The following is a 26,806-nucleotide window of genomic DNA, read 5'->3' as shown; positions in this document are numbered from 1 at the left end:
AGGAGCGGGGCCCGGGGCGGAGCCCCGGGAACGGGACGGGAAGGGGCGGAGGGGGCGAAAGCCCGCCGCAGGCGCACCGGACCGCCCCGCTGACGCACAACCGCCCCGGGGGCGAAGAAGCCCCCGGGGCGGCGAAGAGCCGTCAGACCAGGTTGACCGACCGCGCCGACGTCGCCCCGATCTCCGCGGCGACCTCCGTCAGCACACTCTGCGGCACCGTGTCGTCCACCGTCAGCACCGCCAGCGCCTCTCCGCCGACATCCGCACGCGCGACCTGCATCCCCGCGATGTTGATGCCCGCCTCGCCGAAGACACGGCCGACCGTGCCGACGACACCGGGACGGTCCTCGTAGCGCAGGACGGCCATGTGGTCGGCGAGCGCCAGGTCCACGTCGTACTCGCCGACGGCGACGATCTTCTGGTGGTGCTTCGGGCCGGCCAGCGTGCCGGAGACCGACACCTCCTCGCCGGTGCCGAGCGTGCCGCGGACGGTGACGACGTTGCGGTGGTCCGGGGACTCCGAGCTGGTCGTCAGCCGCACCTCGACGCCGCGCTCCTGCGCGAACAGCGGGGCGTTGACGTACGACACGGTCTCGTCGACGACGTCCTCGAACACACCCTTGAGCGCGGACAGTTCGAGCACCTTGACGTCGTGCTGGGTGATCTCGCCGTACACCTCGACGTCGAGCCGGACCGCGACCTCGCCCGCGAGGGCGGTGAAGATGCGGCCGAGCTTCTCGGCGAGCGGCAGACCCGGCTTGACGTCCTCGGCGATGACGCCGCCCTGGACGTTCACCGCGTCGGGGACGAGCTCACCGGCGAGCGCGAGGCGCACCGAGCGGGCGACGGCGATACCGGCCTTCTCCTGGGCCTCGTCGGTGGAGGCGCCGAGGTGCGGGGTGCAGACGACCTGGTCGAGCTCGAAGAGCGGGGAGTCCGTGCAGGGCTCCTTCGCGTACACGTCGAGGCCGGCGCCGGCGACGCGGCCCTCCTTGAGCGCCGAGTACAGCGCCTCCTCGTCGACGATCCCGCCGCGCGCGGCGTTCACGATGCGCACCGCCGGCTTGACCTTGTGCAGCGCCTCGTCGCCGATGAGACCGAGGGTCTCCGGGGTCTTCGGCAGGTGCACGGTGATGAAGTCGGAGACCTCGAGCAGCTCGTCCAGCGAAAGGACCTTGACGCCCATCTGCGCGGCGCGGGCGGGCTGGACGTAGGGGTCGTAGGCGACGACCTTCATGCCGAACGCCGACATGCGCTGGGCCACCAGCGCGCCGATGCGGCCGAGGCCGACGACGCCGAGGGTCTTCTCGGCCAGCTCGACGCCCGTGTACTTGGAGCGCTTCCACTCGCTGTTCTTCAGGGCGGAGTTGGCCTGCGGGATGTTGCGCGCGGTGGCCAGCAGGAGACCGCAGGCCAGCTCGGCGGCGGTCACGATGTTCGACGTGGGGGCGTTGACGACCATCACGCCGGCCTTGGTGGCGGCGGAGACGTCCACGTTGTCGAGGCCGACGCCGGCCCGGGCGACGACCTTCAGCTTGTTCGCGGCGGCGATCGCCTCGGCGTCCACCTTGGTGGCCGAGCGGATCAGGATGGCGTCGACTCCGGCGATGGCCGGCAGCAGTTCGGCGCGGTCCGCGCCGTTGCAGTGCCGGATCTCGAAGTCCGGGCCCAGGGCGTCGACGGTCGCGGGCGACAGCTCTTCAGCGATGAGTACGACAGGTTTCGAGCTCACGTGAGTCCTCACAGGTCCAATGCGGACGGCCGTCCCGACGGCCGCAGGCGGTGGAGGTTGCTAGCCGCGTGGAAGACGCACGACGCTGTGGGCCCTGACGCGTTTGGTGTGCAGTGTAGTGGCGCCGGGGAGGTCGTCCTGCGCCTGGGCGGAAGGATCACCCGTCCGTGGCCGGACGGGACGGGCGGGCGGTTGCCTCCGGCTCGGCGAGGGGGCCGCGGCGCGGTGCCGCGGCCCCCGTCACGCACGAGTTCTACGCCTCGTCGTTCACCCAGCTCATGAGCTTGCGCAGCTCCTTGCCGGTGGTCTCCAGGAGGTGGTTCTCGTCCTGGGTCTTGTACTCGTTGTACTTCTTGAGACCCGAGTGGTACTCGTCCATCCAGTTCTTGGCGAACGTGCCGTCCTGGATCTCGGCGAGGACCTTCTTCATCTCGGCCTTGGTGGCGTCGGTGATGATCCGCGGGCCGGTGACGTAGTCGCCCCACTCGGCGGTCTCGGAGACGGACCAGCGCATCTTCTCCAGGCCGCCCTCGTACATGAGGTCGACGATGAGCTTCAGCTCGTGGAGGCACTCGAAGTAGGCGATCTCCGGCTGGTAGCCCGCCTCGGTCAGCGTCTCGAAGCCCGCCTTGACCAGCGCGGCCGTACCACCGCACAGGACCGCCTGCTCACCGAACAGGTCGGTCTCGGTCTCCTCGGTGAAGGTCGTCTTGATGACGCCGGCGCGGGTGCCGCCGATGCCCTTGGCGTAGGAGAGGGCGAGCTCGAAGCCGTTGCCGGTGGCGTCCTGCTCGACGGCGGCGATGCACGGGACGCCGCGGCCCTCCTCGTACTGACGGCGCACCAGGTGGCCCGGGCCCTTGGGGGCGACCATGCAGACGTCGACGCCGGCCGGGGGCTTGATGAAGCCGAAGCGGATGTTCAGGCCGTGGCCGAAGAACAGCGCGTCGCCGTCCTCGAGGTTGTCCTTGATGGACTCCTCGAAGACCTGCGCCTGGATCGGGTCCGGCACGAGGATCATGATGACGTCGGCCTCGGCGGCGGCCTCCGACGGCGTCACCACGCGCAGGCCCTGCTCCTCGGCCTTCGCCTTGGACTTGGAGCCCTCGTGCAGACCGACGCGGACGTCGACACCCGAGTCGCGCAGCGACAGCGCGTGGGCGTGGCCCTGGCTGCCGTAGCCGATGACCGCGACCTTGCGGCCCTGGATGATGGACAGGTCTGCGTCGTCGTCGTAGAACAGCTCGGCCACTGGGATATCTCCTTGGTGTGCAGGTGTTGCGTCCCACCGTACGGCGGGAGGGGGAAGGGAGGGTCTGGGGTCTCGGTATACGGGCGGGGCGCGGGCGGCCGGGTGTCACCGACCGCCCGTATACAGCCGTTCGAGGACTGCTTCGGTGCCTGTCGCGACCGTTACGCGGACCGGTCGAGTGCGCGCAGCGACCGGTCGGTGATCGAGCGGGCGCCGCGGCCGATGGCGATCGTGCCGGACTGGACGAGCTCCTTGATGCCGAAGGGCTCCAGCATCTTGAGCATGGCCTCCAGCTTGTCGCTGCCGCCGGTGGCCTCGATGGTGACGGCCTCCGGGGAGACGTCGACCGTCTTGGCGCGGAACAGCTGGACGATCTCGACGATCTGGGAGCGCGTCTCGTTGTCGGCGCGCACCTTCACCAGAACGAGTTGGCGCTGGACGGTCGAACCCGGTTCGAGTTCGACGATCTTCAGGACGTTGACGAGCTTGTTGAGCTGCTTGGTGACCTGTTCCAGCGGCAGCGCCTCGATCACGTTCACCACGATGGTGATGCGGGAGATCTCGGGGTGCTCCGTGACGCCCACGGCGAGCGAGTCGATGTTGAAGCCGCGCCGGGAGAACAGGGCCGCGATCCGGGCGAGGATGCCGGGCTTGTTCTCGACGAGGACGGAGAGGGTGTGCTTGCTCATGGTTCTGACTCGGCTCTCTCTCAGTCGTCTTCGTTGTCGCCGAAGTCGGGGCGGACGTCCCGGGCGGCCATGATTTCGTCGTTCGAGGTGCCGGCGGCGACCATCGGCCAGACCATGGCGTCCTCGTGGACGATGAAGTCGACGACGACGGGCCGGTCGTTGATGGAGTTCGCCTCCTCGATCACCTTGTCGAGGTCCTCGGGGCGCTCGCAGCGGATGGCGTAGCAGCCCATGGCCTCCGACAGCTTCACGAAGTCGGGGACGCGGGTGCCCCTGACCTCCGGGGTGACGTCGTCCGGGCCGCTGTGGAGCACGGTGTTGGAGTACCGCTGGTTGTAGAAGAGGGTCTGCCACTGGCGGACCATCCCGAGGGCGCCGTTGTTGATGACGGCGACCTTGATCGGGATGTTGTTCAGGGCACAGGTGGCGAGTTCCTGATTGGTCATCTGGAAGCAGCCGTCGCCGTCGATCGCCCAGACCGTGCGGTCGGGCCGGGCCGCCTTGGCGCCCATCGCGGCGGGGACCGCGTACCCCATCGTCCCGGCGCCGCCGGAGTTGATCCAGGTGGCGGGCTTCTCGTACTCGACGAAGTGCGCGGCCCACATCTGGTGCTGGCCGACGCCCGCCGTGAAGATCGTGCCCTCGGGGGCGAGCCGGCCGATCCGCTCGATGACGTGCTGCGGGGAGAGCGAGCCGTCCTCGGGCTGGTCGTAGCCGAGCGGGTACGTCTCGCGCCAGCGGTTGAGGTCCTTCCACCAGGCGCTGTAGTCGCCGGCGTGGCCGTCGGCGTGCTCGCGCTGCACGGCCTGGACCAGGTCGGCGATGACCTCGCGGGCGTCTCCGACGATCGGCACGTCGGCGGCGCGGTTCTTGCCGATCTCGGCCGGGTCGATGTCGGCGTGGACGATCTTGGCGTACGGGGCGAAGCTGTCCAGCTTGCCGGTGACGCGGTCGTCGAAGCGGGCTCCGAGGGCGACGATCAGGTCGGCCTTCTGCAGCGCGGTGACGGCGGTGACCGCACCGTGCATGCCCGGCATTCCCACGTGCAGCTCGTGGCTGTCGGGGAACGCGCCGAGCGCCATCAGGGTGGTGGTGACGGGCGCCCCGGTGAGTTCGGCGAGGACCTTCAGCTCGGCGGTGGCTCCGGCCTTGAGGACGCCGCCGCCGACGTAGAGCACGGGCCGCCTGGCCGAGGTGATCAGCTTGGCGGCCTCGCGGATCTGCTTGGCGTGCGGCTTGGTCACCGGGCGGTAGCCGGGCAGGTCCATGACCGGCGGCCACGAGAACGTGGTCCTCGCCTGCAGGGCGTCCTTGGCGATGTCGACCAGGACCGGTCCGGGGCGGCCGGTGGAGGCGATGTGGAACGCCTGCGCGATCACTCGCGCGATGTCGTCGGCCTTGGTGACCAGGAAGTTGTGCTTGGTGATCGGCATGCTGATGCCGACGATGTCCGCCTCCTGGAAGGCGTCCGTCCCGATGGCCTTGGAGGCGACCTGGCCGGTGATGGCGACCATGGGCACGGAGTCCAGGTGCGCGTTGGCGAGCGGCGTGACCAGGTTGGTGGCGCCGGGGCCGCTGGTCGCCATGCAGACACCGACCTTGCCGGTGGCCTGCGCGTAGCCCTCGGCGGCGTGACCGGCGCCCTGCTCGTGGCGGACCAGGACGTGACGCACCCGGGTGGAGTCCATCAGCGGGTCGTACGCGGGGAGGATGCAGCCGCCTGGAATGCCGAATACCGTGTCGGCCCCGACCTCCTCGAGAGAACGGATGAGGGCCTGCGCACCCGTGACGTACTCGGGAGCGGACTGGTGTCCTCCTGAACGGGGCCGCGGCTGCGGATGGTGGGCCCCGGTGGCCTGCTCGGTCATCGGCATTCTCTTCTCGATGCTGAGGGTTTTTGCGAGGTTTGTGCGGTGTACGACGGGTGCCTGTGCAACAAAAAACCCCTCGTGCCGTGAGGCAGGCGAGGGGAGCGCGTCGGGTGCGACAGCTGGGATTCCGGTGCCATTCCGGTCAGTCCCAGCTCAGCCGACGCGCTTTCCAAGTACGAGAATTCGGGTGCGCATGGCATTGACCCTCTCCCCGGCACACACCGACTGTCAAGTAGGTGGGACGGGAGTCTCATCATGTGAGCGCAATGCCGTACCACCACCGAGCACGACGGGCACACCTCTGGTAAAGACACCCGCTCCCCCGGCCGCTCCGCCCGCCGACTGGCCGCCCACGACCCCGCCCGGTCCGCCGCCCGCCGCGCTGCCGGCGAACGCCGGTTCGACGGGTCCGTGCGGCACCGGGTATCCGCCCGCGGACAGCGCGCGGCGCAGCCGGTACTCGTCGAGCGGTCCGGAGAACGCCATGCCCTGACCGTGCGTGCAGCCCATCGCGCGCAGGGCTATGACCTGCTCGGGAAGGTCCACTCCGTCGGCCATGGACTGGAGTCCGAGATCGGTGGCGATCCGCAGCAGCCCGTTGGTGATCTTGTGCAGCCGGGCGGACTCGACGACGCCCTCGACCAGGCCTCTGTCCAGTTTCAGGACGTCGACGGGCAGTCTGCGCAGGGCGGTGATGGCCGCGAACCCGCTGCCGAAGCCGTCGAGGGCGACCCGGACCCCCAGTCTGCGCAGCGCGTTCAGCCGGCGCTCCAGCTCGTCCAGGCAGACCCGGGGGTCGGCGTCGGACAGCTCGATCACCAGGGCGCCCGAGGCGAGGCCGTGCCGGGTCAGCAGGGCCTCGACGGAGCCGAGGGGCAGCGAGCGGTCCAGCAGGGCGTGCGCGCTCGTCCTGACGACGACGGGCGCGCTCAGTCCGGCGGCCGCGCGCTCCGCGGCCTGCTCGACGGCCTCCTCCAGCACCCAGCGGCCGAGCTCGGCGGTGCGGTCGCCGCCCTCGGCCACCCGCAGGAACTCGGCCGGGGTGAAGAGCACCCCCTGGGAGGAGCGCCAGCGGGCCTGGGCGGTGACCGAGCTGATCCTGCCGCTCTCCAGGCAGACGACGGGCTGGTGCAGCAGCGCGAACTCGCCGTCGTGCAGGGCGGCGCGCAGCCGGGTCGCGAGCTGGGCCTTGCGGACGACGTCCTGCTGCATCTGCGGCGCGTACAGCTCGACGCGGTCCTTGCCCGCGGCCTTGGCCCGGTACATCGCGAGGTCCGCGTTGCGCAGCAGCTCACCGGCGCCGAGACCGGGCTCGGCGAAGGCGACGCCGATGGAGGCGGCGACGCGGACACCGTTGCCGTCGATGGCGTACGGCTGGGAGAGCGTCAGGCGCAGCCGGTCGGCGAGCTCCAGGATGTGGCGCTGGCGCGCGGTGCGGTCGCGGGTGCCGTCACCGACGATGAGGGCCGCGAACTCGTCGCCGCCCAGGCGTGAGGCGGTGTCCCCGTGGCGCACCGCGTCGCGGAGTCTGCGGGCGGCCTGGACGAGCAGCTCGTCGCCCGCCTGGTGGCCGATGGTGTCGTTGACCCCCTTGAAGCCGTCCAGGTCGATGAAGAGCACCGCGGTGCCGCGGTCGGACGCGCGGCGCCCGGAGAGCGCCTGCCCGACCCGCCGGGTGAACAGCGCCCGGTTGGGCAGGTCGGTGAGCGGGTCGTGCTCGGCGTTGTGCTGGAGCTGCGCCTGCAGGCGCACCCGTTCGGTGACGTCCCGGCTGTTGAAGATGAGGCCGCCGTGATGGCGGTTGACGGTCGACTCGACGTTGAGCCATTCTTCCCCGCTCCCGGCTCCTCCCCCTCTCCCGGCCTCGCCCGGGCGGGCCGACCCCCACGGGCGGGAGGCGCCCCCGCCGCCGGACCTGAAGCGGCACTCGATCCGGGTGGTGGGCTCGTCCGCGGGGTCGGCGGCCAGGAACCGCCGCACCTCGTGCACCACGTGACCGAGGTCCTCGGGGTGGATCAGCGAGGCGAGCTCGGAGCCGACCAGTTCCTCGGCGTCGCGGCCGTAGACGCCGGCGGCGGCGGGGCTCACGTACCGGAGGATGCCGCTGGGGGCGGCGATCATGATGACGTCGCTCGAACCCTGCACCAGGGAACGGAAGTGGTTCTCCGCCTGCGCCAGCTCCTGGGTGAGCGTGAGGTTGTCGAGGAGCATGATGCCCTGGCGCACCACGAGGGCGAGGACGACCGTGCAGGCGGTGATCAGGACCACGCGGTCGACGCGGCGGCCGTTGAGGACGTTGTACAGGATGCCCAGGGTGCAGACGGCGGCGGCCAGATAGGGCGTGAGCGCGGCCAGTGATCCGGCGATGGGCCGGGCGGCCGGGTCCCGGCCGTGCCCCTCGTCGGGCCGGCGGTCCCGGCCGGGGCCGCCGTCCGGGAGGGGCGGGCGCGCGGTTCCCGTGCGGCGCGGACCGTCCGGCCGCTGTCCGGGGATGTGCTCGTGGACCACGCGCGTGTGCCCGTCCGGTACGCGGCTGTGCCCGCCCTCGTCCGTCTCGCCCCGGGCGCCGACCCAGGGCGCGTACGCGAGCAGCAGGGAGCCGGCGAACCAGCCCGCGTCGAGGAGCTGGCCGGAGCGGTAGGTGTCGTGCAGGAGGGGCGAGGTGAACAGGGCGTCGCACATCACGGTCAGGGCGAGGGCGCCGATCGCGGTGTTCACCGCTGACCGGTTCACCGACGAGCGCCGCAGGTGCAGGGCGAGCACCATGCTGACCAGCGCGATGTCGAGCAGCGGGTACGCGAGGGAGAGCGCGGTGTGCGCGACGCTCGGTCCGTCGAACTTCGCCGCCTGGGCGAGCGCGAGACTCCAGGAGAGCGTCAGCAGCGAGCCGCCGATCAGCCAGGCGTCCAGCCCCAGGCAGACCCAGCGGGCCCTGGTCACGGGCCTCTTGGCGAGCACCAGGAGGCCGACGATGGCGGGCGGCGCGAAGCAGAGGAAGAACAGGTCCGCATAGCTCGGGTTGGGCACGGGCCGGCCGAGCACGACCTCGTACCAGCCCCAGACCAGGTTCCCCAGAGAGGCCATCGCGGAGGAGAGCGCGAACAGCAGCCAGGCGGGCCGGAACTGGCTGCGGCGGCTGCGGGCGCACCGGAAGCAGGAGACGGCCGCGGCGCCGGCCGCGGCGCTCAGTCCGAAGTCGCCCATCACCAGGGCGAGGGTCTGCGAGCCCCAGCCGAACGCGGCGCCGACGGCATAGCCCGCGCATGCCAGGGCGAGGACGAGCTGCGCGCGGAGGTCCGTCGCCGCGCCGGACACGCGGGGGCGGGGCAGCAGCACCCCGGTGAAGGACTGCGCCCGCAGGGCCCGGTTGAGGGTGGCGGCGGGAGACGGGCGGGAGTTCACCGGTCCTCCCCGGTCCGCGGCGCCCCCGGCTCCCTCTGGTGCGAACGCTCGGGCCGCTCGGGGCTGTTGTCACCCGGAGGGCCGGAGTGGCCGTGGTGGCCGCGTCCCGGCGCGGCCGGACACGGGGGTCGCCGTCGGCGGCCCCGCCGCGTCGGATCGTTCGTCCAAAGGCCGTGCATCGCCCGTCGCCCCCCTCGCAGTCTGCTGGTGCGTCCCCGGCGCCGCTCGGTGCACGGCGCAACCCCTGTCGGGACGATACACCAGTCTCGTCACTCAGGGACATAGTCTCTCTACGCTCCGTAACGATCAGCGCATATGCGGGTACGGTCCGCGTACGGAGTGCTGCGGAGGGTACCCGGCGCCGGTCCATCGGGTGCCCGGGACGGCCGGGGCCAAGGGGGGCAGGCGTTACGCGCCGGTGGTGAACACCACGTTGTCCAGCGGCTCCCCGCTCGCGAAACGGCGCAGCTGCGCGGCCAGGAGCCGCTTGGCGCGCGGCAGGAACGCCGAGGTCGGACCGCCCACGTGCGGCGTGATCAGTACCCCCGGCGCGCGCCACAACGGGTGCTCGCGGGGCAGGGGTTCGGGGTCGGTGACGTCGAGGGCCGCGGTGATCCGGCCGCTCTCCAGCTCGGTGATCAGGGCCTTGGTGTCGACGACGGGGCCGCGGGCCACGTTGACCAGCAGCGCGCCGTCCTTCATCCGGGCCAGGAAGTCGGCGTTCACCAGGCCGCGGGTGGCGTCGGTGAGGGGTGTGGTGAGCACGACGACGTCGGCCTCGGGGAGCAGGGCGGGCAGATCGGTGAGCGGATGCACCGGCCCGCGCTCCGTGGTGCGGGCGGAGCGCGCGACGCGCACCACCCGCGCGAGCTCGAACGGAACGAGCCGGTCCTCCACCGCGGACCCGATCGACCCGTACCCGACGATCAGCACGGACTTGTCGGCCAGCGCCGGATGGAACCCGGACCTCCACTCCCCCCGGTCCTGGTCGCGCACGAAGCCGGGGACGCCCCGCAGCGAGGCGAGGATCAGCGCCAGGGTGAGTTCGGCGGTGCTCGCCTCGTGCACTCCCCGCGCGTTGCACAGCCGCACGCCCGGGTGCAGCACCCCGAGGCCCGACTGGACGTGGTCGACGCCGGCGGAGAGGGTCTGCACGACCCGGACCGAGGTCATGCGGGCCAGCGGACGGTGCGCGACGCCCGGCGGCCTCATGTAGGGGACCACGTAGAACACACAGTCGGCCGGGTCTGCGGGGAACTCCTGGCCGCCGTCCCAGAAGCGGTACTCGAGCCCTTCCGGGAGACCGTCTATGTCGTCGGCACGGAGCGGGAGCCACACGTCGGAAGTCATGGTCAGGAGGCTATGCCAGACACCGGGAGGCCAGAGGTTAGGGTCATTCGTTCGGGCCGGTGCCGGGCCCCGCGAGCCGGCCCGAACGGACGAGAGGCCTCGGGCCGGTCGGCGGGAAAGGGAGGATGCGGCCAGGTGGAGCGCAGGACGATCGGCGCGGCGGCGCTCGAGGTGGGGGCGGTCGGACTCGGATGCATGCCGATGAGCTGGGCCTACACCGGTTCACGGCAGCGGGGCGAGGAGTCGCTGCGCGCGGTGCACGCGGCCCTGGACCGGGGCGTGACGCTGCTCGACACGGCCGACATGTACGGCCCGTTCACCAATGAGCTGCTGGTGGGGCGGGCGTTGAAGGAGCGGCGGTCCGAGGCCTTCGTGTCGACGAAGGCCGGTCTGCTGGTGGGCGAGCAGCACATCGTGGCCAACGGGCGCCCCGGCTATGTGAAGCGGGCGTGCGACGCCTCGCTGCGCAGGCTGCAGACCGACGTCATCGACCTCTACCAGCTGCACCGGGCCGACCCCGAGGTGCCGGTCGAGGAGACCTGGGGCGCCATGGCGGAACTCGTCTCGGCGGGCAAGGTACGGGCGCTCGGCCTGTGCGCGGTGGGGGCGCGCGCCGGGCGTCGCGCGGGGGCGCGGCTGCACGACGGAACGATCCGGCAGCTGGAGCGGGTGCAGCAGGTCTTCCCGGTCGGCGCGGTGCAGGCGGAGCTGTCGGTGTGGTCGACGGAGGCGCTGGACGCGCTGCTGCCCTGGTGCGAGACGCGCGGGGTGGGTCTCCTGGCGGCGATGCCGCTCGGCAACGGCTTCCTGAGCGGCACCCTGACCCCCGGTGAGGGCTTCGAACCGGACGACCTGCGGGCCCGGCACCCACGCTTCACCGCCGAGATGATGGCCGCGAACCAGCCGATCGTGGTGGGGCTGCGGCGCATAGCGCGGCGGCACGGCGACGGTGTCACGCCCGCCCAGGTCGCTCTGGCGTGGGTACTGGCGCAGGGGCGGCACGTGGTGCCGGTGCCGGGTGCCAAGCGGGAGCGCTGGGTGGCCGAGAACGCGGGCGCGGCGGGGCTGCGGCTGACGGAACGGGACCTCGCCGAGGTGGCGGCGCTTCCGCCCGCGCAGGGGTCGTGGGACTAGGGGGGTGTCTGACACAGCACCGTGACGCCGCGGGAGCGTGTCGGGCACCCCCTGGCGCGCGGCGACGCGCGGTTCGGGCTCACGGGTTCGGGAACGCCGAAGGCGCGGGCGGTGTAAGAACAGGGGAACCGCCGCGTCGAAGGGACCTTGATCGTGCAACGTCATGCTGTGACGGCCGCGTTGGCCACGGCCGCGCTGCTGCTGACGGCCGGCTGCTCCTCCGGCGACGGGGAGAAGCCGGCCGCCTCCGGGAGCGCGTCCCCGGACCGTACGGGGACCGGGGCGCCGTCCTCCCGCGGTCCCGGTGAACAGGCGCCGCCCGACAAGGGCTCGGTGAAGGTGGTCCGTACGGTCGCCGACGGCCTCAAGTCGCCCTGGGGCCTCGCCCCGCTGCCCGACGGCGACCTGCTGGTGTCCTCGCGGGACGAGGGGACCGTCACCCGGGTCGACGGGAAGACCGGGAAGAAGACGGAGGCCGGCGAGGTGCCGGGGGTGGCACCGGAGGGCGAGGGCGGCCTGCTGGGCCTGGCCCTCTCCCCCGGCTACGCCTCGGACCACCTGGTCTACGCGTACCTCACCACGGCGTCGGACAACCGCGTCGTCCGTGTGCTGTACGACGAGAAGAAGCCGGCCGGCGAGCAGCTCGGCGCGCCGGACACCGTCTTCAAGGGCATCCCCAAGGGGGTGATCCACAACGGCGGGCGGATCGCGTTCGGCCCCGACGGGATGCTGTACGCGGGGGCGGGCGAGACCGGTGACCGGGGCAAGGCCCAGGACAAGAAGGCGCTGGGCGGCAAGATCCTGCGGATGACTCCGGAGGGCGAGCCGGCCCCGGGCAATCCGTTCGGCGACTCGGTGGTCTACTCGTACGGCCACCGCAACGTCCAGGGGCTCGCCTGGGACGGCAAGCAGCGGCTGTGGGCCTCCGAGTTCGGCCAGGACACCTGGGACGAGCTGAACGCGATCAAGCCCGGCGACAACTACGGCTGGCCGGAGGCCGAGGGCAAGGCCGGCGAGGCGAGGTATCACGATCCCGTCGCCCAGTGGCACACGGACGAGGCCTCCCCCAGCGGCATCGCCTACGCCGAGGGGTCCGTCTGGATGGCGGGGCTGCGCGGGCAGCGGCTGTGGCGCGTCCCGCTGAAGGGCACCGAGGTGTCGGCCGCTCCGCAGGCGTTCCTGAAGGGGAAGTACGGCCGGCTGCGCACGGTGGTCGCGGCCGGCGGCGACCGGCTCTGGCTGGTCACCAGCGAGACGGACGGCCGCGGTTCGCCGGGCGGGGGCGACGACAGGGTCCTGGAGCTGAAGGTCCGGTAGCCGGGCTCAGGCCCCGTCCTCGCTCCCGTCGGCGGTGCCGGTGTCCGTGCCGGTGCCGTCGCCGGTGGCCGAGCCCGGGGCGGGCCGCGCCGGACGGCGTACGACGACCTTGCCGGAGGACAGGTCTATCGGCCCCCGGCCCGGGTCGTTGTCCCCGGTGTCCTCCCGGGTCGTCTCCAGGCGGTTGCGCTCGTCCTCGGTGTGCTTGCGGCCCGGTGCGAAAAGCTCCTCGAACATGTTGAACACGGCGCCTCCTCGGCGGGGGTCCGTCCAGCGTACGGCTCAGCCCGTCGTCCGGGCGGCGGACGGCGGGGAGGAGGGGAACAGTCCGAGCCGGTGCGCCAGGGCCGCCGCCTCGCCCCGGCCGGAGACGTCGAGCTTGGCGAGGATGTTCGACACGTGGACGCTCGCCGTCTTCGGGGAGATGAACAGTTCCTCGGCTATCCGGCGGTTGGTGCGGCCGGCGGCGACGAGCCGCAGGACGTCGCGCTCGCGGCTGGTCAGTCCGAGGGCCTCCACCGGATCCCCGGGGGCCGGGGCGGACCGCCCGGGGCCGTGCCCCAGGGGGAGGCGGGCGCGCTGGGCGAGCTCCGCGACGGACTCTTCCAGCGGCCGCGCGCCGAGGTGGCCGGCGACGGCGGCGGCCAGACGCAGCAGCTCGGTGGCGCGGGCCCGGTCGTCGTCGGCGCCCGCGTCGAGCAGGGACTCGGCCAGCCGGTGGCGGACCCGGGCGAGGTCGTAGGGGCGCTCCAGCGCCTCGAAGGCCGTGACCACCCCGGTCCAGGCCTCCGGGTCGCTGACACCGTCGGCACGGGCGAGTTCCCCTTGGACCCAGGCGTGGTGTGCCTGCCAGACGGGGGCACCGGTGGCCAGCGACTTCGCGGCCGTACGGATCCGGTGCAGGACCTCGGCGCGGCCGGGTCCGGCGACGGGCAGGCCGCGGGCGTCGGCCTCCGCCCTGACGGCGGCGAGCAGCAGGGGCCAGCCGTAGCGCTGGGTGCCGGGAGGGAAGCCGGCGCTCAGGGCGCGGTCCAGTTCGGCGCGGGCGTCGAGGAGCCGGCCCTCTCCCGCGGCGACACCGATGGCGATGCGCCCGAGCGGCAGGTTGTGCTGGGGCATCGGGTCGTGGCTGCCGTAGTGGCCGCGGGCGGCGGCCAGTTGGCGGGCCGCTTCGGCCATGTCGCCGCGGGCCAGGGCGACATGGGCGCGGCGGGTGGCACCGCCGCCGCGCGGCTTGGCGCTGTGGCTGGTGGTGCCGGCGTTCGTCGCGGCTTCGACGGCCTCGTCCCAGCGGCCGAGGGAGTAGAGCGACTCGGAGAGGTTCACCCACATCCATGCCTCGGACTCCGGCAGGCCCATGGTGCGGGTCATCCGGATGCCCTCGCGCAGGACGTCGGCCGACTGGCGGGAGCGGCCGACGCCCTCCAGGCTGGACGGCAGGTTCACATGGCTGCGGCCGACGACCGCGGTCAGCCCCCGCTCGACCACCCGGTCCCTGACCTCGTACATCTGGGCGAGTCCGGCCTCGACGTCTCCGGCGTCGACCATCAAATTGCCCAGGGTCAGCCGGGCGTTGAGCTCGATCTCGTCGGCGCCCAGCATCCGCGCGTACTCGACGGCGCGCTCGGCGTCGAGGAAGGCGTCGGGGCCCGGCTCGTGGCACATCGACCAGCCGGCGACCATGGCGAGCACCTCGGCGTGCACCTGGGACGGGGGCAGCCCGCGCACCAGGTCCTGGGCGGTGCCGAGTTCCTTCCAGCCGTTCCCCCGGGCCATCGCCTGGACCAGCCGTGAGCGCTGCACCCAGAACCAGGCGGCGCGCTGGGGGTCGTGCGCCTCCTCGAGGAGGCGCAGCGCCCGTTTGGTGATCTTCAGGGCGCGCTCGCGCTCGCCGCAGAGGCGGCCCGCGACGGCCGCCTCCGCCATCAGGTCCAGGTAGCCCAGCGGTGTGGTCGCGGGGTCGCAGCCGCTGGGAGGGTAGACCTCGGTGTAGTCGACGGGGCGCAACTCCGCCCGCACGGCGTCGGGGGCGACGTCCCACAGCTCCATCGCCCGCTCCAGCAGCCGCAGTTGCTCGGAGTAGGCGTGCCGGCGGCGGGCCTCCACGGAGGCGTCCAGGACGGCGGGCAGGGCCTTGGCGGCGTCGTGCGCGTGGTACCAGTAGCTGGCCAGGCGGGTGGCGCGCACGTCGGCGGGCACGAGCGCCGGGTCGGCCTCCAGCGCCTCGGCGTAGCGGCGGTTGAGGCGGGAGCGCTCACCGGGCAGCAGATCGTCGCTGACGGCCTCGCGGACCAGGGAGTGGCGGAAGCGGTAGCCCTCACCGTCGGGGGCGGCGAGCAGGATGTTGGCGCCGACCGCGGCCCGCAGTGCCTCGATCAGGTCGTCCTCGGCGAGCCTGCCGACGGCGGCCAGCAGCCGGTACTCGACGGTGGAGCCGCCTTCGGCGACGATGCGGCAGACCCGCTGGGAGCCTTCGGGCAGTTTCTCGACGCGGACGAGCAGCAGGTCGCGCAGGGAGTCGGTGAGGCCCGTGTTGCAGCCCTCGTGGGCGGCGACGGCGAGTTCCTCGACGAAGAACGCGTTGCCGTCGGAGCGTTCGAAGATGGCGTCGACCTGGGCCGGGTCGGGTTTCTGGGCGAGGATCCCGGCGATCTGCCGGCCGACCTCGACCCGGTTGAAGCGGGCGAGTTCGAGGCGGCGGACGGTGCGCAGCCGGTCCAGTTCGGCGAGCAGGGGGCGCAGGGGGTGGCGGCGGTGGATGTCGTCGGCGCGGTAGGTGGCGACGACGACGAGGCGGCCGCTGCGCAGGGTGCGGAAGAGGTAGGCCAGCAGATGGCGGGTGGAGGCGTCCGCCCAGTGCAGGTCCTCCAGGGCGACGACGACGGTGCGGTCGGTGGCGATGCGCTCCAGGAGGCGGGCGGTCAGCTCGAACAGCCGGGCCATGCCCTCGTCGTCGTACCGCCGTGCGGCGGCCGTGTCGCCGAGCTCGGGCAGCAGCCGGGCCAGTTCCTCCTCCTGTCCGGCGGCCGCTGCGGCGACCTCGGCCGGCAGTGCGCGGCGCAGGGCGCGCAGGGCGGTGGAGAACGGGGCGAAGGGCAGGCCGTCGGCGCCGATCTCGACACAGCCGCCGAGCGCGACGACGGCGCCGGCGCGGCAGGCGGCGCCCGCGAACTCCTCGATCAGCCGGGTCTTGCCGACGCCCGCCTCGCCGCCGAGGAGCAATGCCTGCGGTTCTCCGGCGTCGGCGCGGGCGAGCGCGTCGTTCAGTGCGACGAGTTCGTCGGTCCTACCGACGAACACCGGGCTCACGGACCTGGTCTCCACACCGCTGAGCATCGCACAGGGGTCTGACACCGCGGCACCGGTTATCGCCCGGTGGGCACGTGGCCCGCCCCCGGAAACGCCGGAAGCCGCGGTTCCGCCGGCACCCTCGGGTGCCGGCGGAACCGCGGCCTGCCGGGCGCGCTTCCCTGTCGGCGGGGAAGCCGCCGCCCCCTGGGTGCGACCGACCCCCGTACGGTCGCCTCCGTCCGGCCCCGTGCCGGCGTCCTCGCGCGGTGCGAGGCCGCCGCCCCGGGGCGGCCCGCCGCTCACGCGGCGCGGGCGAACCGGTGCCGGCGGGGGTGGCGCGTATGCATCCGCCCCTCCGCGCCGTCGTTCTCGCCGGAGGCGCGCCGGGCGGCCCGACGGCCGCGGACGGCCTCGCGGGCGAGCCGGTAGTCGTCCGCCGCGCGGATCATCTCGGCGGCACGCATCTGCTGGATCTCGTACTCGAACATCTCGTACCCCTCGTCGGTACTCGGTTCCCGCATCGCTCGGTGCGATGACTCAACCTTCGTCCGTGAGGGGGGTGCGCCACATCGGGAGAGTGCCGCATCTTGGCGTGCGCGAGGGGCCTTAGGCACGGCGCGGACGGCGTGCGCCGGGTCTAAGGCCCCTCAGACACGGGTGCGTGTCAGCTCGCGGAGGGCAGTCCGAGCAGGAAGTCGGAGTACTTGGCGACGGCGAGCAGCAGTCCCACGACGCCGAGCGAGACGCCCGCCCAGGCGGCCGACTTGATCCAGGCGGCCTGCGGCCTGCCGGGCTCCCCGAAGGCGGGCCTGACCAGCACCACGACGCCGACGGCGAGGGCGGCGAGCGCGAAGAGGCCGCCGACGAGCGCGGTGACCTGCCAGGCGTTCCCGTAGACCTCCTTGACCTGGGTGGCGACGCTCGCCGACGACGAGGTCCTCAGCTGGCCGACGAGGGTCTCGCGCGCCGCGGCCACGGTGCCGACCCAGCTGCCGGTGAGCGAGACGACGCCGAGTCCGGCGGAGACGACGGCGGCGGCACCCTGGCCGACCCCGGTGTTCGCGGAGGCGGCCGCCTCCTCCTCGGCGGTGACCGCGGTGTCCGCGCCCTCGCCCGTCCCGTCCTGCGTTCCGGCCCCGGTGTCCGGTCCGGCCCCGGTCTCCGGTCCGGCCTTGGTCTCCGGTCCGGCCTTGGTGACGTCCACGGTCTCTCCGTCGCTCTTCGCCTCGGTGCCGGTCTCGGGTCCGGCCTCGTCCACAGTCTTGGTTCCCATGCCCGGCACGGTACGGACGGACTCTGAGAGGTTGCTTAACGACCGCTGTGTCCGCGGGTGACGATGCCCACGCGCGCGTGGACGGTGACCGGACCTACTCCGCGCGCGCGGCCCGCCACTCCGGTGCGAGCAGCGACCAGACCTCCATGTCCTGGCGCTCGCCCCGGTACAGGTAGTGCTCCCGCAGGACCCCCTCACGGGTCATCCCCAGCCGCCGCGCGACGTTGACGCTCGGCTCGTTCTCCGTCGAGGCGATCCATTCGACGCGGTGGATGCCCCGCTCGTCGAAGGCCCATTCGAGCAGCGGGCGCATCCCCCGGGTGACGAGGCCCCGCCCGGACGCCGAGGGCTCCAGCCAGCAGCCTGCCTCGCAGTTCCCGGCGGTGGCGTCGAAGACGCGGAAGAGCAGGCCGCCGACGAGCTTTCCGTCCAGCCACAGCCCGTGCAGGCTGCCCGAGTCGGCGGCGCGCCTGTCGGCGTAGGACTGGAGGAACGTGCGCGCGGCGTCGACGTCCGTGATGACGGAGGCGAGCGCGACGTACCGGCCGATGAAATCCCGGGCCCGGTCGATGTGCGCGAACAGTTCCTCGGCGTGCCAGGGCTCCAGGGGACGCAGTTCGGCGCCGTCGTCACCCAGGGATATCGCGTACATCGCGCTGCCGCTCCTTCGTGAGTACGTCCACCAGCGCGTCCGGGACGTCGCGCGGCCCGGGAATCGTCGCACGATCGGCGGGCGGCCGGGGCGGTTCGATGCTGAGGTGCGGAAGCAGGCGGTCGAGGCGGCGCGGCAGCCACCAGTTGGCGCCGCCGAGCAGATGCATGAGCGCGGGGACCAGCAGGGTCCGCAGGACGAACGCGTCCAGGGCGACGGCCGCGGCGAGCGCGATGCCGAACATGGCGACGACCCGGTCGCCGCTCAGCACGAAGGCGAGAAAGACGGAGATCATGATGACCGCCGCGGAGTTGATCACGCGGCTGGTCTCGGCCAGGCCGACCCGGACGGCCCGCCGGTTGTCGCCGGTCTCCAGCCACTCCTCGTACATCCGGCTGACCAGGAAGACCTGGTAGTCCATGGAGAGCCCGAAGAGCACCGAGACCATGATGACGGGCAGGAACGGCTCGATCGGTCCCGCTCTGCCGAGGCCGAGGAGTTCGCTCCCGTGGCCCCACTGGAAGACGACCACGACGACGCCGAAGGCGGCGGCGACCGCGGCGACGTTCATGACGGCGGCCTTCACGGGGATGCCGACGGATCGGAAGGCGAGCAGGAGCAGCAGGCAGCCGAGGCCGATGACGACGCCGACGAAGGGCGGCAGCTTCCCGACGATGACGTCCGCGAAGTCGTCGTAGTTCGCCGTCACACCGCCGACCTGCAGATCGAGGGAGGTGCCCGCCTCGGCGCGCGGGAGCACCTCCTCGCGCAGCCGGTCCACCAGGTCGCTGGTCGTGCGGGACTGCGGGGAGGACTCCGGGACCACGGTGAGGTAGCCGATGCCGCCGCCGGAGTCGTACGTCACCGGGGTCACGGCGGCGACTCCCCCGGCGGTGCGCAGGGTGGCGTCCAGGTTGTCGAGCGCGAGCCGGTCCCCGGCGCTCGTGACCTCCGTGACGAGGGTCAGCGGCCCGTTCACGCCGGGGCCGAAACCGTCCGCGAGGAGGTCGTAGGCCCGCCGGGTGGTCGTCGTACCGGGGTCGTTGCCCTGGTCGGAGGTGCCGAGGTGGAGCGAGAAGGCGGGCAGCGCGAGGACGGCCATGACCACCACGGCGACGGCGCCGAGCAGCTTGGGGTGCCGCTCGACGAAGGCGGACCAGCGGGCGGCGAGGCCGGTCGGCAGCTCCGGTTCGGGCCCCCGCTCGTCCAGCCGGCGCCGTTCGCGGCGGCTGAGGGCGCGCGGGCCGATGAAGGAGAGCAGCGCGGGCAGCAGGGTCACGGAGGCCGCGACGGTCAGGAGCACGGTGAGGCAGGCGGCCACCGCGACGCCGTTGAGGAAGCCGAGCCGGAGGACGAGCATGCCGAGCAGGGCGATGCAGACCGTCGCTCCCGCGAAGACGACGGCCCGGCCGGTGGTGGCGACGGCCTCGCGCGCCGCGTCCGGCACCGGCATCGCGCGCTTGAGCGATCTGCGGTGCCGCGTGACGATGAACAGGGCGTAGTCGATGCCGACGCCGAGGCCGATCAGCATGCCGAGCATGGGGGCGAAGTCGGCGACGGACATGGCGTGGCCGAGCAGCACGATCCCGGCGTACGCCGTGCCGACGCCGACCAGGGCGGTCGCGATCGGCAGCAGAGAGGCGGCGAGCGAGCCGAAGGCGAGGAAGAGGACGACCGCGGCGACGATCACGCCGACGATCTCGGCGGTGTGGCCGCCCGCCGGCTCGGCCAGCGCGATGGCGCTGCCGCCCAGCTCCACCTGGAGCCCGTCGGTCTCGGCCGCCTTCGCCTCGTCCACGACGGTCCCGGCCAGGTCCGGGTCGATGCTCTCCAGGCGGTCCTCGAAGGTGACCGTGGCGTACGCCGTGCGTCCGTCGCCGCTGACGCGGCCGGAGTGGCCGTCCCCCTGGTAGGGGCTCACCACCGAGGCGACGCCGGGCAGCCGGGCGATCCGGTCCAGGGTCCGGGTCATCGTCTGCTCGACGTCGGCGGCGCGCACGGTGCCGGGGGTGCTGTGCCAGACGACGGTGTCGCTGTCGCCGGACAGGGCCGGGAAACCGGCCCGCAGGAGCTGGGTGGCGCGGCCCGACTCGGTTCCGGGGGCGTCGTAGTCGTTCGAGTAGGCGGTGCCCGCGACGGCCGCGCCGGCGCTCACGCCGCCGAGGGCGAGCAGCCACAGCAGAACGACGGCGAGGCGGTGTCGTACACACCAGCGGGCGAGGGCGGCCACGGACATGCTCCCTGAGTCACTTCGTGGATCTTTGACCGGGAACAGCCGGAGTTCGCACCGAAAAACCCGCAAAGACCGAACAACCCGCAAAGAGGGCATGAACCATGCCGCGCCCACTGTTTCACCTGGAAATGATCCTTTGTCCAGTTCGTGGGGTTACTCACAGGAATAGGACAGGGGCGGCCCCATCGGCGGGCCGCGACCGCGGCACACCTCACAACAGGCCACGGGTCACGCGAAGGGAAGGGCTTCTCCCGGGTGCGGCCGGTGGACGCGCCTACGGGGACGGTGGACACGCCCAGGGGGACGCATCGGTCACGATGCGTCCCCCTGGGGACGTGCGGCGGGCGCCGGAGGCGGGGGCTCAGCCCTCGCCGACGCCCAGCTTCTCGAGGATCAGTTCCTTGACGCGGGCCGCGTCGGCCTGGCCCCGGGTGGCCTTCATGACCGCGCCGACGAGCGCTCCGGCCGCCTGGACCTTGCCGCCGCGGATCTTGTCGGCGATGCCGGGGTTGCCCGCGATGGCCTCGTCGACGGCGGTGGTCAGCGCACCTTCGTCGGAGACGACCTTGAGGCCGCGCTTGTCGACGACCTCGTCCGGGGTTCCCTCGCCGGCGAGCACGCCCTCGATGACCTGACGGGCGAGCTTGTCGTTGAGCTCACCGGCGGTGACCAGCGCGGCGACCCGGGCGACCTGCTCCGGCGTGATCGGGAGCGCGTCCAGGGACGTGCCCGACTCGTTCGCGCTGCGGGCCAGTTCGCCCATCCACCACTTGCGCGCGGACGCGGCGTCGGCACCGGCCTCGATCGTGGCGACGATCGGGTCGATGGCACCGGCGTTGAGCATCGACTGCATGTCGTGGGCGTTCACTCCCCACTCCTCGCGCAGCCGGTTGCGGCGGGCCAGCGGCTGCTCGGGCAGCCCGGCGCGCAGCTCTTCGACCCACTCCCGTGAGGGAGCGACGGGAACCAGGTCGGGCTCCGGGAAGTACCGGTAGTCCTCGGCCTCCTCCTTCACGCGGCCCGAGGTCGTGGACCCGGTGTCCTCGTGGAAGTGGCGGGTCTCCTGGATGATCGTGCCGCCGTCGTTGAGCACGGCGGCGTGCCGCTGGATCTCGAAGCGGGCGGCGCGTTCGACGGAGCGCAGCGAGTTGACGTTCTTGGTCTCGCTGCGGGTGCCGAACTTCTCCCGGCCGTGCGGGCGCAGCGACAGGTTCACGTCGCAGCGCATCTGGCCCATCTCCATGCGGGCCTCGGAGACGCCGAGCGCCTTGATGAGCTCGCGCAGCTCGGCGACGTACGCCTTCGCGACCTCGGGGGCGCGCTCGCCCGCGCCCTCGATCGGCTTGGTGACGATCTCGATGAGCGGGATGCCCGCGCGGTTGTAGTCGAGCAGGGAGTGGGACGCGCCGTGGATACGGCCGGTGGCGCCGCCGACGTGCGTCGACTTGCCGGTGTCCTCCTCCATGTGGGCGCGCTCGATCTCCACGCGGAAGACCTCGCCGTCCTCCAGCTGGACGTCCAGATAGCCGTTGTAGGCGATCGGCTCGTCGTACTGGGAGGTCTGGAAGTTCTTCGGCATGTCCGGATAGAAGTAGTTCTTCCGGGCGAAGCGGCACCACTCGGCGATCTCGCAGTGCAGCGCGAGACCGATCTTCACGGCCGACTCGACGCCGGTCGCGTTGACGACCGGGAGCGAGCCGGGCATGCCGAGGCAGGTCGGGCAGGTCTGCGAGTTGGGCTCGGCGCCCAGCTCGGTCGAACAGCCGCAGAACATCTTCGTCCTGGTGCCGAGTTCGACATGGACCTCGAGGCCCATGACGGGGTCGTACGACGCGAGTGCGTCCTCGTACGACACCAGGTCGGTCGTGGTGGTCACGGTGAAACTTCCCTCTCAGCCCAACAGGACGTCGTCGTCGCCCAGGCGCTTCAGCTCGCGGTAGAGGATGGCCAGGCCGGTGACGATGGCGGCGGCCGACACGGCGGCGTCGACGAGCCTCAGCATGTCGCCGTCCGAGCGGGCCAGCCTGGCCTGCTTGGCGACGCTGATCGCACCGAACGCGGTGCTGCCCAGCGAGACGTACAGCCCGGTCTTCGACTTCTTGAAGTTCTTGGCCTTCTTTGCCATGGCACTCACAGCGACGGAGCCTCCTCGATCAGCGGGTGACCCCACTTTTCCACGAAGGCGGCCTCGACGGCGGCTCCGACCTTGTACAGCCGGTCGTCCTTCATCGCCGGGGCGATGATCTGGAGCCCGACCGGGAGGTTGTCCTCCGGGGCGAGACCGCAGGGCAGCGACATGGCCGCGTTGCCCGCGAGGTTGGTCGGGATGGTGCACAGGTCGGCCAGGTACATCGCCATCGGGTCGTCGGCGCGCTCGCCGATCGGGAAGGCGGTGGTGGGCGTGGTCGGCGACACGATCACGTCGACCTGCTCGAACGCCTTCTCGAAGTCGCGCGTGATCAGCGTGCGGACCTTCTGGGCGCTGCCGTAGTACGCGTCGTAGTAGCCGGAGCTGAGCGCGTACGTGCCGAGCATGACGCGGCGCTTGACCTCGTCGCCGAAACCGGCCTCACGGGTGAGGGCGGTGACCTCTTCGGCGGAGTGCGAGCCGTCGTCGCCGACGCGCAGGCCGTAGCGCATGGCGTCGAACCGGGCGAGGTTCGAGGAGCACTCGGACGGCGCGATCAGGTAGTACGCCGAAAGGGCGAGGTCGAACGAGGGGCAGTCCAGCTCGACGATCTCCGCGCCCAGCTCCTTGAGCAGGGCGACGGACTCGTCGAAGCGCTGGACGACACCGGCCTGGTAGCCCTCGCCGCGGAATTGCTTGACGACGCCGACGCGCATCCCGTCCACGCTGCCGTTGCGGGCGGCCTCGACGACCGGCGGGACCGGGGCGTCGATGGACGTGGAGTCCAGCGGGTCGTGCCCGGCGATGACCTCGTGCAGCAGGGCCGCGTCCAGGACCGTACGGGCGCAGGGGCCGCCCTGGTCGAGGGAGGAGGAGAAGGCCACCATGCCGTAGCGGGAGACGCCGCCGTACGTGGGCTTGACGCCGACCGTGCCGGTGACGGCGGCGGGCTGGCGGATGGAACCGCCGGTGTCCGTGCCGATGGCCAGCGGGGCCTGGAAGGAGGCCAGCGCGGCGGACGAGCCGCCGCCGGAGCCGCCGGGGATCCGGGTGAGGTCCCAGGGGTTGCCGGTCGGGCCGTAGGCGCTGTTCTCGGTGGAGGACCCCATGGCGAACTCGTCCATGTTGGTCTTGCCGAGGATGACGACGCCGGCGGCCTTCAGCCGCTTGGTGAGCGTCGCGTCGTACGGCGGGATCCAGCCCTCGAGGATCTTGGAGCCGACCGTGGTCGGGACGCCCTCGGTGGTGAAGATGTCCTTGAGCGCGAGCGGCACGCCGGCGAGCGGGCCGAGCTTCTCTCCGGCCTCCCGCTTGGCGTCGACGGCGCGGGCCTGCGCCAGGGCGCCCTCGCGGTCCACGTGCAGGAAGGCGTGCACCTTCTCGTCGACGGCGTCGATCCGGGCCAGGTGGGCCTCGGTGACCTCGACGGCGGTGAGCTCGCCGGACGCGATCTTCTCGGCGGTCTCGGCGGCGGTCAGCCTGATGATGGTGACGTTGGTGTCCGTCATGGTGGTTAGTCCTCCCCCAGGATCTGCGGCACCTTGAAACGCTGCTGCTCCTGGGCCGGGGCGCCGGAGAGCGCCTGCTCGGGGGTGAGCGACGGACGGACCTCGTCCGCGCGCATGACGTTCGTCAGCGGCAGCGGGTGAGAGGTCGGCGGTACGTCTTGGTCGGCGACCTCGCTGACGCGGGCGACCGCGCCGATGATGTCGTCGAGCTGGCCTGCGAAGTGGTCGAGCTCTTCGCCCTTCAGCTCCAGACGCGCCAGCCGTGCGAGGTGGGCGACCTCCTCGCGCGTGATGCCAGGCATGCAGCGATCCTCTGGGGTGAGTGCGTGTGGTGTGACCCCCAATCCTATGGCTCCGCCGCGGATGCCCGCGCACGGGTTTCCCGGACGGCGGCGCTCGGACCGCGGGACGCGGGAGCGCGGTGGCGCCGGGGAGGGCGCGAACCATTCGGGAGCGCGGTGGCGCCGGGGCGGGGACAGGGCCGCGCGGATGCGGCGGGAAACCTCGCGGGAGCGCGGTGGGGACGGGGCGGGGACGGCCGCAGGGGATAGGCCGGACGGGAGCGCGGTGGCGCCCGCGCGGGGTCAGTTGATGACGTGGCCCGGGTCGTCCGCGGTGGCGGCCGGGAGGGCCGCGGCGGGGCGCTGCCAGCCCCGGGAGCCGCGGGCGCGGAGCCAGGCCGTGGTCTCGTCCGGGGGCATGGCGGCGGCGACCAGCCACCCCTGGACCGCGTCGCAGCCGAGGTCCCGCAGACGCTCCCAGGTCTCGTCGTCCTCGACGCCCTCGGCGACGACCAGCAGCCCGAGGGAGTGGGCGAGGTCGACGGTGCAGCGGACGATCTCCGCGTCCTCGGTGTCGACGGCGAGCCGGGCGACGAAGGAACGGTCGATCTTCAGCTCGCTGACGGGCAGCCGGCGCAGATGGACCAGCGACGAGTACCCGGTGCCGAAGTCGTCCAGCGACATCTTCACGCCGTGCCCGGTCAGGCCGGCGAGGGTGTCGGCGGCCCGCTGCGGGTCCTCCAGCAGCACATGCTCGGTGATCTCCAGCTGGAGGGAGCCCGGCGGGACGCCGTGCCGGGCCAGCCGCGCGGCGACCGACCCCGCGAAGCCGGGCGTGTGGACGTCACGCGGGGAGACGTTGACCGCGACCGGCACGAACAGGCCCTGCGCCCGCCACCGGGCGACCTGGGCGAGCGCCGTCTCCAGCACGTACTCGGTGAGGTGGGGCATCAGCCCGGACGACTCGGCGATGGCGATGAACTCGTCCGGCGGAACCTTCCCTCGCTCGGGATGCACCCAGCGGACCAGCGCCTCGAGTCCCGCCACGTGCCCGTCGAAGCGGACCTTCGGCTGGTAGTGCAGCTCCACGTCGCCCGCGTCGAGGGCGCGGCGCAGGTCGCCGAGGAGACCGAGCCGGTCGGGCGTGTTGGAGTCCCGCTTGGACTCGTACACCTCGACGCCCGTGCGGTCCCGCTTCGCCTGGTACATCGCCACGTCCGCCCGGCGCAGCAGCCCCTCCGCGTCGAGCGCGTGGTCGGGGAAGACGGCGAGTCCCGCGCTGGCCTCCAGTACGAGGGTGAGGCCGTCCAGGTCGAGCGGTGAGCCGAGGGCGGTGACCAGGCCCCGGGCGACCCGGGTGGCCGACGTCGTGGAGTCGGCGACGGGGAGCAGGACGGCGAACTCGTCGCCCCCGAGCCGCGCGGCCTCCGCTCCGCGCGGCAGGGCGAGCCGCAGCCGGTCGGCGATCTGCAGGAGAAGCCGGTCCCCCGCGAGATGCCCCAGCGTGTCATTGACCGAACGAAACCGGTCGAGGTCGATCAGCATCAGGGCGGAACGCGCACCGACACGCTCGGCGTCGTCCAGGGCCGCCCAGGTGCGCTCCAGCAGCCACTGCCGGTTGGGCAGGCCCGTCAGCGGGTCCCGCAGCTGCTCCTCCGCGCGGGCCCTGGCTATCCACAGGGTGGAGTCGAGGGCGATCAGCGGGATGGAGAACAGCGGCAGCAGCGCCGGCAGGGCGACCGCGACCACACAGATCAGCGGCGCGATCCCGAGCAGCGCGAGCGCGACGAGACCGTGCCGGACCAGGGCCGTACGGGCGACGGTCGGCAGACCGGGCTTGCGGGGCGCGTGGAGGTACCACAGGAGCGCGCGGGTCACGGCGAGATAGGCGCCTGCCACCAGTACCACCTCGGGTACGGCGACGAACGACCAGGTCCGCGGGTCCCACGGCGTCTCGACCGAGGGGCCCGAGCCGAACGCGGCCAGCACCAGCGCCCCGGCGCCGATGCCGAGTATGTCCACCGCGCCGTGCAGCACGCCCTGGCGCCAGCGGCCCCGGCGGGCGACGCCGACCAGGACGACGACGGTGAGGCTGACCATTCCGGCGGGCACCCAGCCGTACAGCAGCAGGACGGCAAGGGCGAGCGCGGCGCCGGAGCCCGTGCCGCCCCACCAGCGGGCGCGGCCGAGGGCGACCAGATGGCCCACGATGATGCCGGTGAGTAAGGCCAGCGACCAGCCGGCCCCGCCGGACGGGAAGAGGGCGTGGTGGCCGCCGAAGGCCCGGTACAGCCCGGCGCCGAGGACGGCACCGGCGGTGGCGACGACGGCCGCGGGCAACGCGGGCCAGGAAGCGAGCCGTTCGCGCTCCAGTTCCCGTGTCCCCGGGCCGGGCTCGGCGGTGAGGCGGCGGGGGCCGGGACCGTCCGAGCCGAGGGGAGCCGCGGGACGGGTGGGCCTCAGGCCGCTCCACCACACGCCCGGTATCCGGCGCAGGGGCAGCCGTGAGTCCGGGGCGGCGCTCTCGGTCGGTTCCATTCCCGTCCCTCTCACGGCCGGCGGTGCCCACACCACGCGGCCCGGTGCCTGCGACAACTGCGGGCGGCGCCGCGTCCAAAAACCGTTCCCCGGACTGCTGATGAGCGGGGAGTGCCCCGGCCGCGGCTGGGCACGGCCGGCGCACATCTCAACAG

At 72.6% G+C, this 26,806-nt stretch carries 19 protein-coding genes; 2 read left to right on the top strand and 17 right to left on the bottom strand.

Features of this window, described 5'->3' with window-relative positions; all coding sequences use genetic code 11:
- Window positions 1-142: 142 nt before the first annotated feature.
- The 6 genes from serA to ACFY93_RS30730 form a co-directional block, all read right to left on the bottom strand.
- Window positions 143-1,732 (bottom strand): phosphoglycerate dehydrogenase, encoded by a 1,590-nt coding sequence (serA, locus tag ACFY93_RS30755; protein WP_391365072.1) that lies wholly within the window; start codon window positions 1,730-1,732, stop codon window positions 143-145.
- A gap of 253 nt (window positions 1,733-1,985) precedes the next feature.
- The gene (gene ilvC / locus ACFY93_RS30750; protein WP_391365070.1) at window positions 1,986-2,984 is read right to left on the bottom strand and encodes a ketol-acid reductoisomerase; all 999 of its coding nucleotides are present in this window, start codon (window positions 2,982-2,984) and stop codon (window positions 1,986-1,988) included.
- Between the two features lie 161 nt (window positions 2,985-3,145).
- Window positions 3,146-3,673: an acetolactate synthase small subunit gene (ilvN, locus tag ACFY93_RS30745; RefSeq protein ID WP_391365068.1), complete on the bottom strand. Its 528-nt coding sequence runs from the start codon at window positions 3,671-3,673 to the stop codon at window positions 3,146-3,148.
- 20 nt (window positions 3,674-3,693) lie between these two features.
- Complete coding sequence (locus ACFY93_RS30740) at window positions 3,694-5,547, bottom strand: acetolactate synthase large subunit (RefSeq protein ID WP_391365066.1); 1,854 nt, start codon at window positions 5,545-5,547, stop codon at window positions 3,694-3,696.
- Window positions 5,548-5,772: 225 nt separating this feature from the next.
- The gene (locus ACFY93_RS30735; protein ID WP_391365064.1) at window positions 5,773-8,946 is read right to left on the bottom strand and encodes an EAL domain-containing protein; all 3,174 of its coding nucleotides are present in this window, start codon (window positions 8,944-8,946) and stop codon (window positions 5,773-5,775) included.
- A gap of 408 nt (window positions 8,947-9,354) precedes the next feature.
- Window positions 9,355-10,296 (bottom strand): NAD(P)-dependent oxidoreductase, encoded by a 942-nt coding sequence (locus ACFY93_RS30730; RefSeq protein ID WP_391365062.1) that lies wholly within the window; start codon window positions 10,294-10,296, stop codon window positions 9,355-9,357.
- 135 nt (window positions 10,297-10,431) lie between these two features.
- On the opposite strand from ACFY93_RS30730, the gene ACFY93_RS30725 reads away from it, so the two are divergent.
- Entirely contained in the window at window positions 10,432-11,430 is a 999-nt protein-coding gene (locus tag ACFY93_RS30725; RefSeq protein ID WP_391365060.1) for an aldo/keto reductase, read from the top strand.
- 153 nt (window positions 11,431-11,583) lie between these two features.
- Window positions 11,584-12,747, top strand: coding sequence for a PQQ-dependent sugar dehydrogenase (locus tag ACFY93_RS30720; RefSeq protein WP_391365058.1), 1,164 nt, complete (start codon window positions 11,584-11,586; stop codon window positions 12,745-12,747).
- Window positions 12,748-12,753: 6 nt separating this feature from the next.
- Here ACFY93_RS30720 and ACFY93_RS30715 read toward each other — a convergent pair whose 3' ends face one another.
- The 11 genes from ACFY93_RS30715 to ACFY93_RS30665 form a co-directional block, all read right to left on the bottom strand.
- Window positions 12,754-12,984: a DUF6191 domain-containing protein gene (locus ACFY93_RS30715; protein ID WP_391365100.1), complete on the bottom strand. Its 231-nt coding sequence runs from the start codon at window positions 12,982-12,984 to the stop codon at window positions 12,754-12,756.
- Between the two features lie 45 nt (window positions 12,985-13,029).
- Window positions 13,030-16,083 (bottom strand): AAA family ATPase, encoded by a 3,054-nt coding sequence (locus ACFY93_RS30710; RefSeq protein WP_391365056.1) that lies wholly within the window; start codon window positions 16,081-16,083, stop codon window positions 13,030-13,032.
- 254 nt (window positions 16,084-16,337) lie between these two features.
- On the bottom strand, window positions 16,338-16,559 hold the full coding sequence (locus ACFY93_RS30705; protein WP_391365055.1) for a hypothetical protein: 222 nt from the start codon (window positions 16,557-16,559) through the stop codon (window positions 16,338-16,340).
- A gap of 143 nt (window positions 16,560-16,702) precedes the next feature.
- A complete protein-coding gene (locus tag ACFY93_RS30700) occupies window positions 16,703-17,311 on the bottom strand; it encodes a hypothetical protein (protein WP_391365053.1) in 609 nt (202 codons plus the stop codon).
- A 94-nt stretch (window positions 17,312-17,405) separates the two neighbouring features.
- Complete coding sequence (locus ACFY93_RS30695) at window positions 17,406-17,963, bottom strand: GNAT family N-acetyltransferase (RefSeq protein WP_391365051.1); 558 nt, start codon at window positions 17,961-17,963, stop codon at window positions 17,406-17,408.
- Complete coding sequence (locus ACFY93_RS30690; protein ID WP_391365049.1) at window positions 17,941-20,193, bottom strand: MMPL family transporter; 2,253 nt, start codon at window positions 20,191-20,193, stop codon at window positions 17,941-17,943. Before ACFY93_RS30690 ends, ACFY93_RS30695 begins: the two co-directional genes overlap by 23 nt.
- A gap of 364 nt (window positions 20,194-20,557) precedes the next feature.
- On the bottom strand, window positions 20,558-22,072 hold the full coding sequence (gene gatB, locus ACFY93_RS30685; RefSeq protein WP_391365047.1) for an Asp-tRNA(Asn)/Glu-tRNA(Gln) amidotransferase subunit GatB: 1,515 nt from the start codon (window positions 22,070-22,072) through the stop codon (window positions 20,558-20,560).
- Between the two features lie 15 nt (window positions 22,073-22,087).
- Window positions 22,088-22,321: a hypothetical protein gene (locus ACFY93_RS30680; RefSeq protein WP_391365098.1), complete on the bottom strand. Its 234-nt coding sequence runs from the start codon at window positions 22,319-22,321 to the stop codon at window positions 22,088-22,090.
- A gap of 5 nt (window positions 22,322-22,326) precedes the next feature.
- Window positions 22,327-23,832 carry an Asp-tRNA(Asn)/Glu-tRNA(Gln) amidotransferase subunit GatA gene (gatA, locus tag ACFY93_RS30675; RefSeq protein WP_391365045.1) on the bottom strand — a complete coding sequence of 502 codons (1,506 nt, stop codon included), beginning with the start codon at window positions 23,830-23,832 and terminating at the stop codon, window positions 22,327-22,329.
- A 5-nt stretch (window positions 23,833-23,837) separates the two neighbouring features.
- A complete protein-coding gene (gatC, locus tag ACFY93_RS30670; protein WP_015036350.1) occupies window positions 23,838-24,134 on the bottom strand; it encodes an Asp-tRNA(Asn)/Glu-tRNA(Gln) amidotransferase subunit GatC in 297 nt (98 codons plus the stop codon).
- Window positions 24,135-24,416: 282 nt separating this feature from the next.
- A complete protein-coding gene (locus tag ACFY93_RS30665; RefSeq protein ID WP_391365043.1) occupies window positions 24,417-26,651 on the bottom strand; it encodes an EAL domain-containing protein in 2,235 nt (744 codons plus the stop codon).
- Window positions 26,652-26,806 lie beyond the last annotated feature (155 nt).

Origin of the sequence: Streptomyces sp. NPDC008313, assembly GCF_042956125.1 — a bacterium.
In the GTDB taxonomy this organism is placed as follows: domain Bacteria; phylum Actinomycetota; class Actinomycetes; order Streptomycetales; family Streptomycetaceae; genus Streptomyces.
The sequence above is the reverse complement of the archived record's forward strand: the minus strand, read 5'-3'. Positions and strand labels throughout refer to the sequence as shown.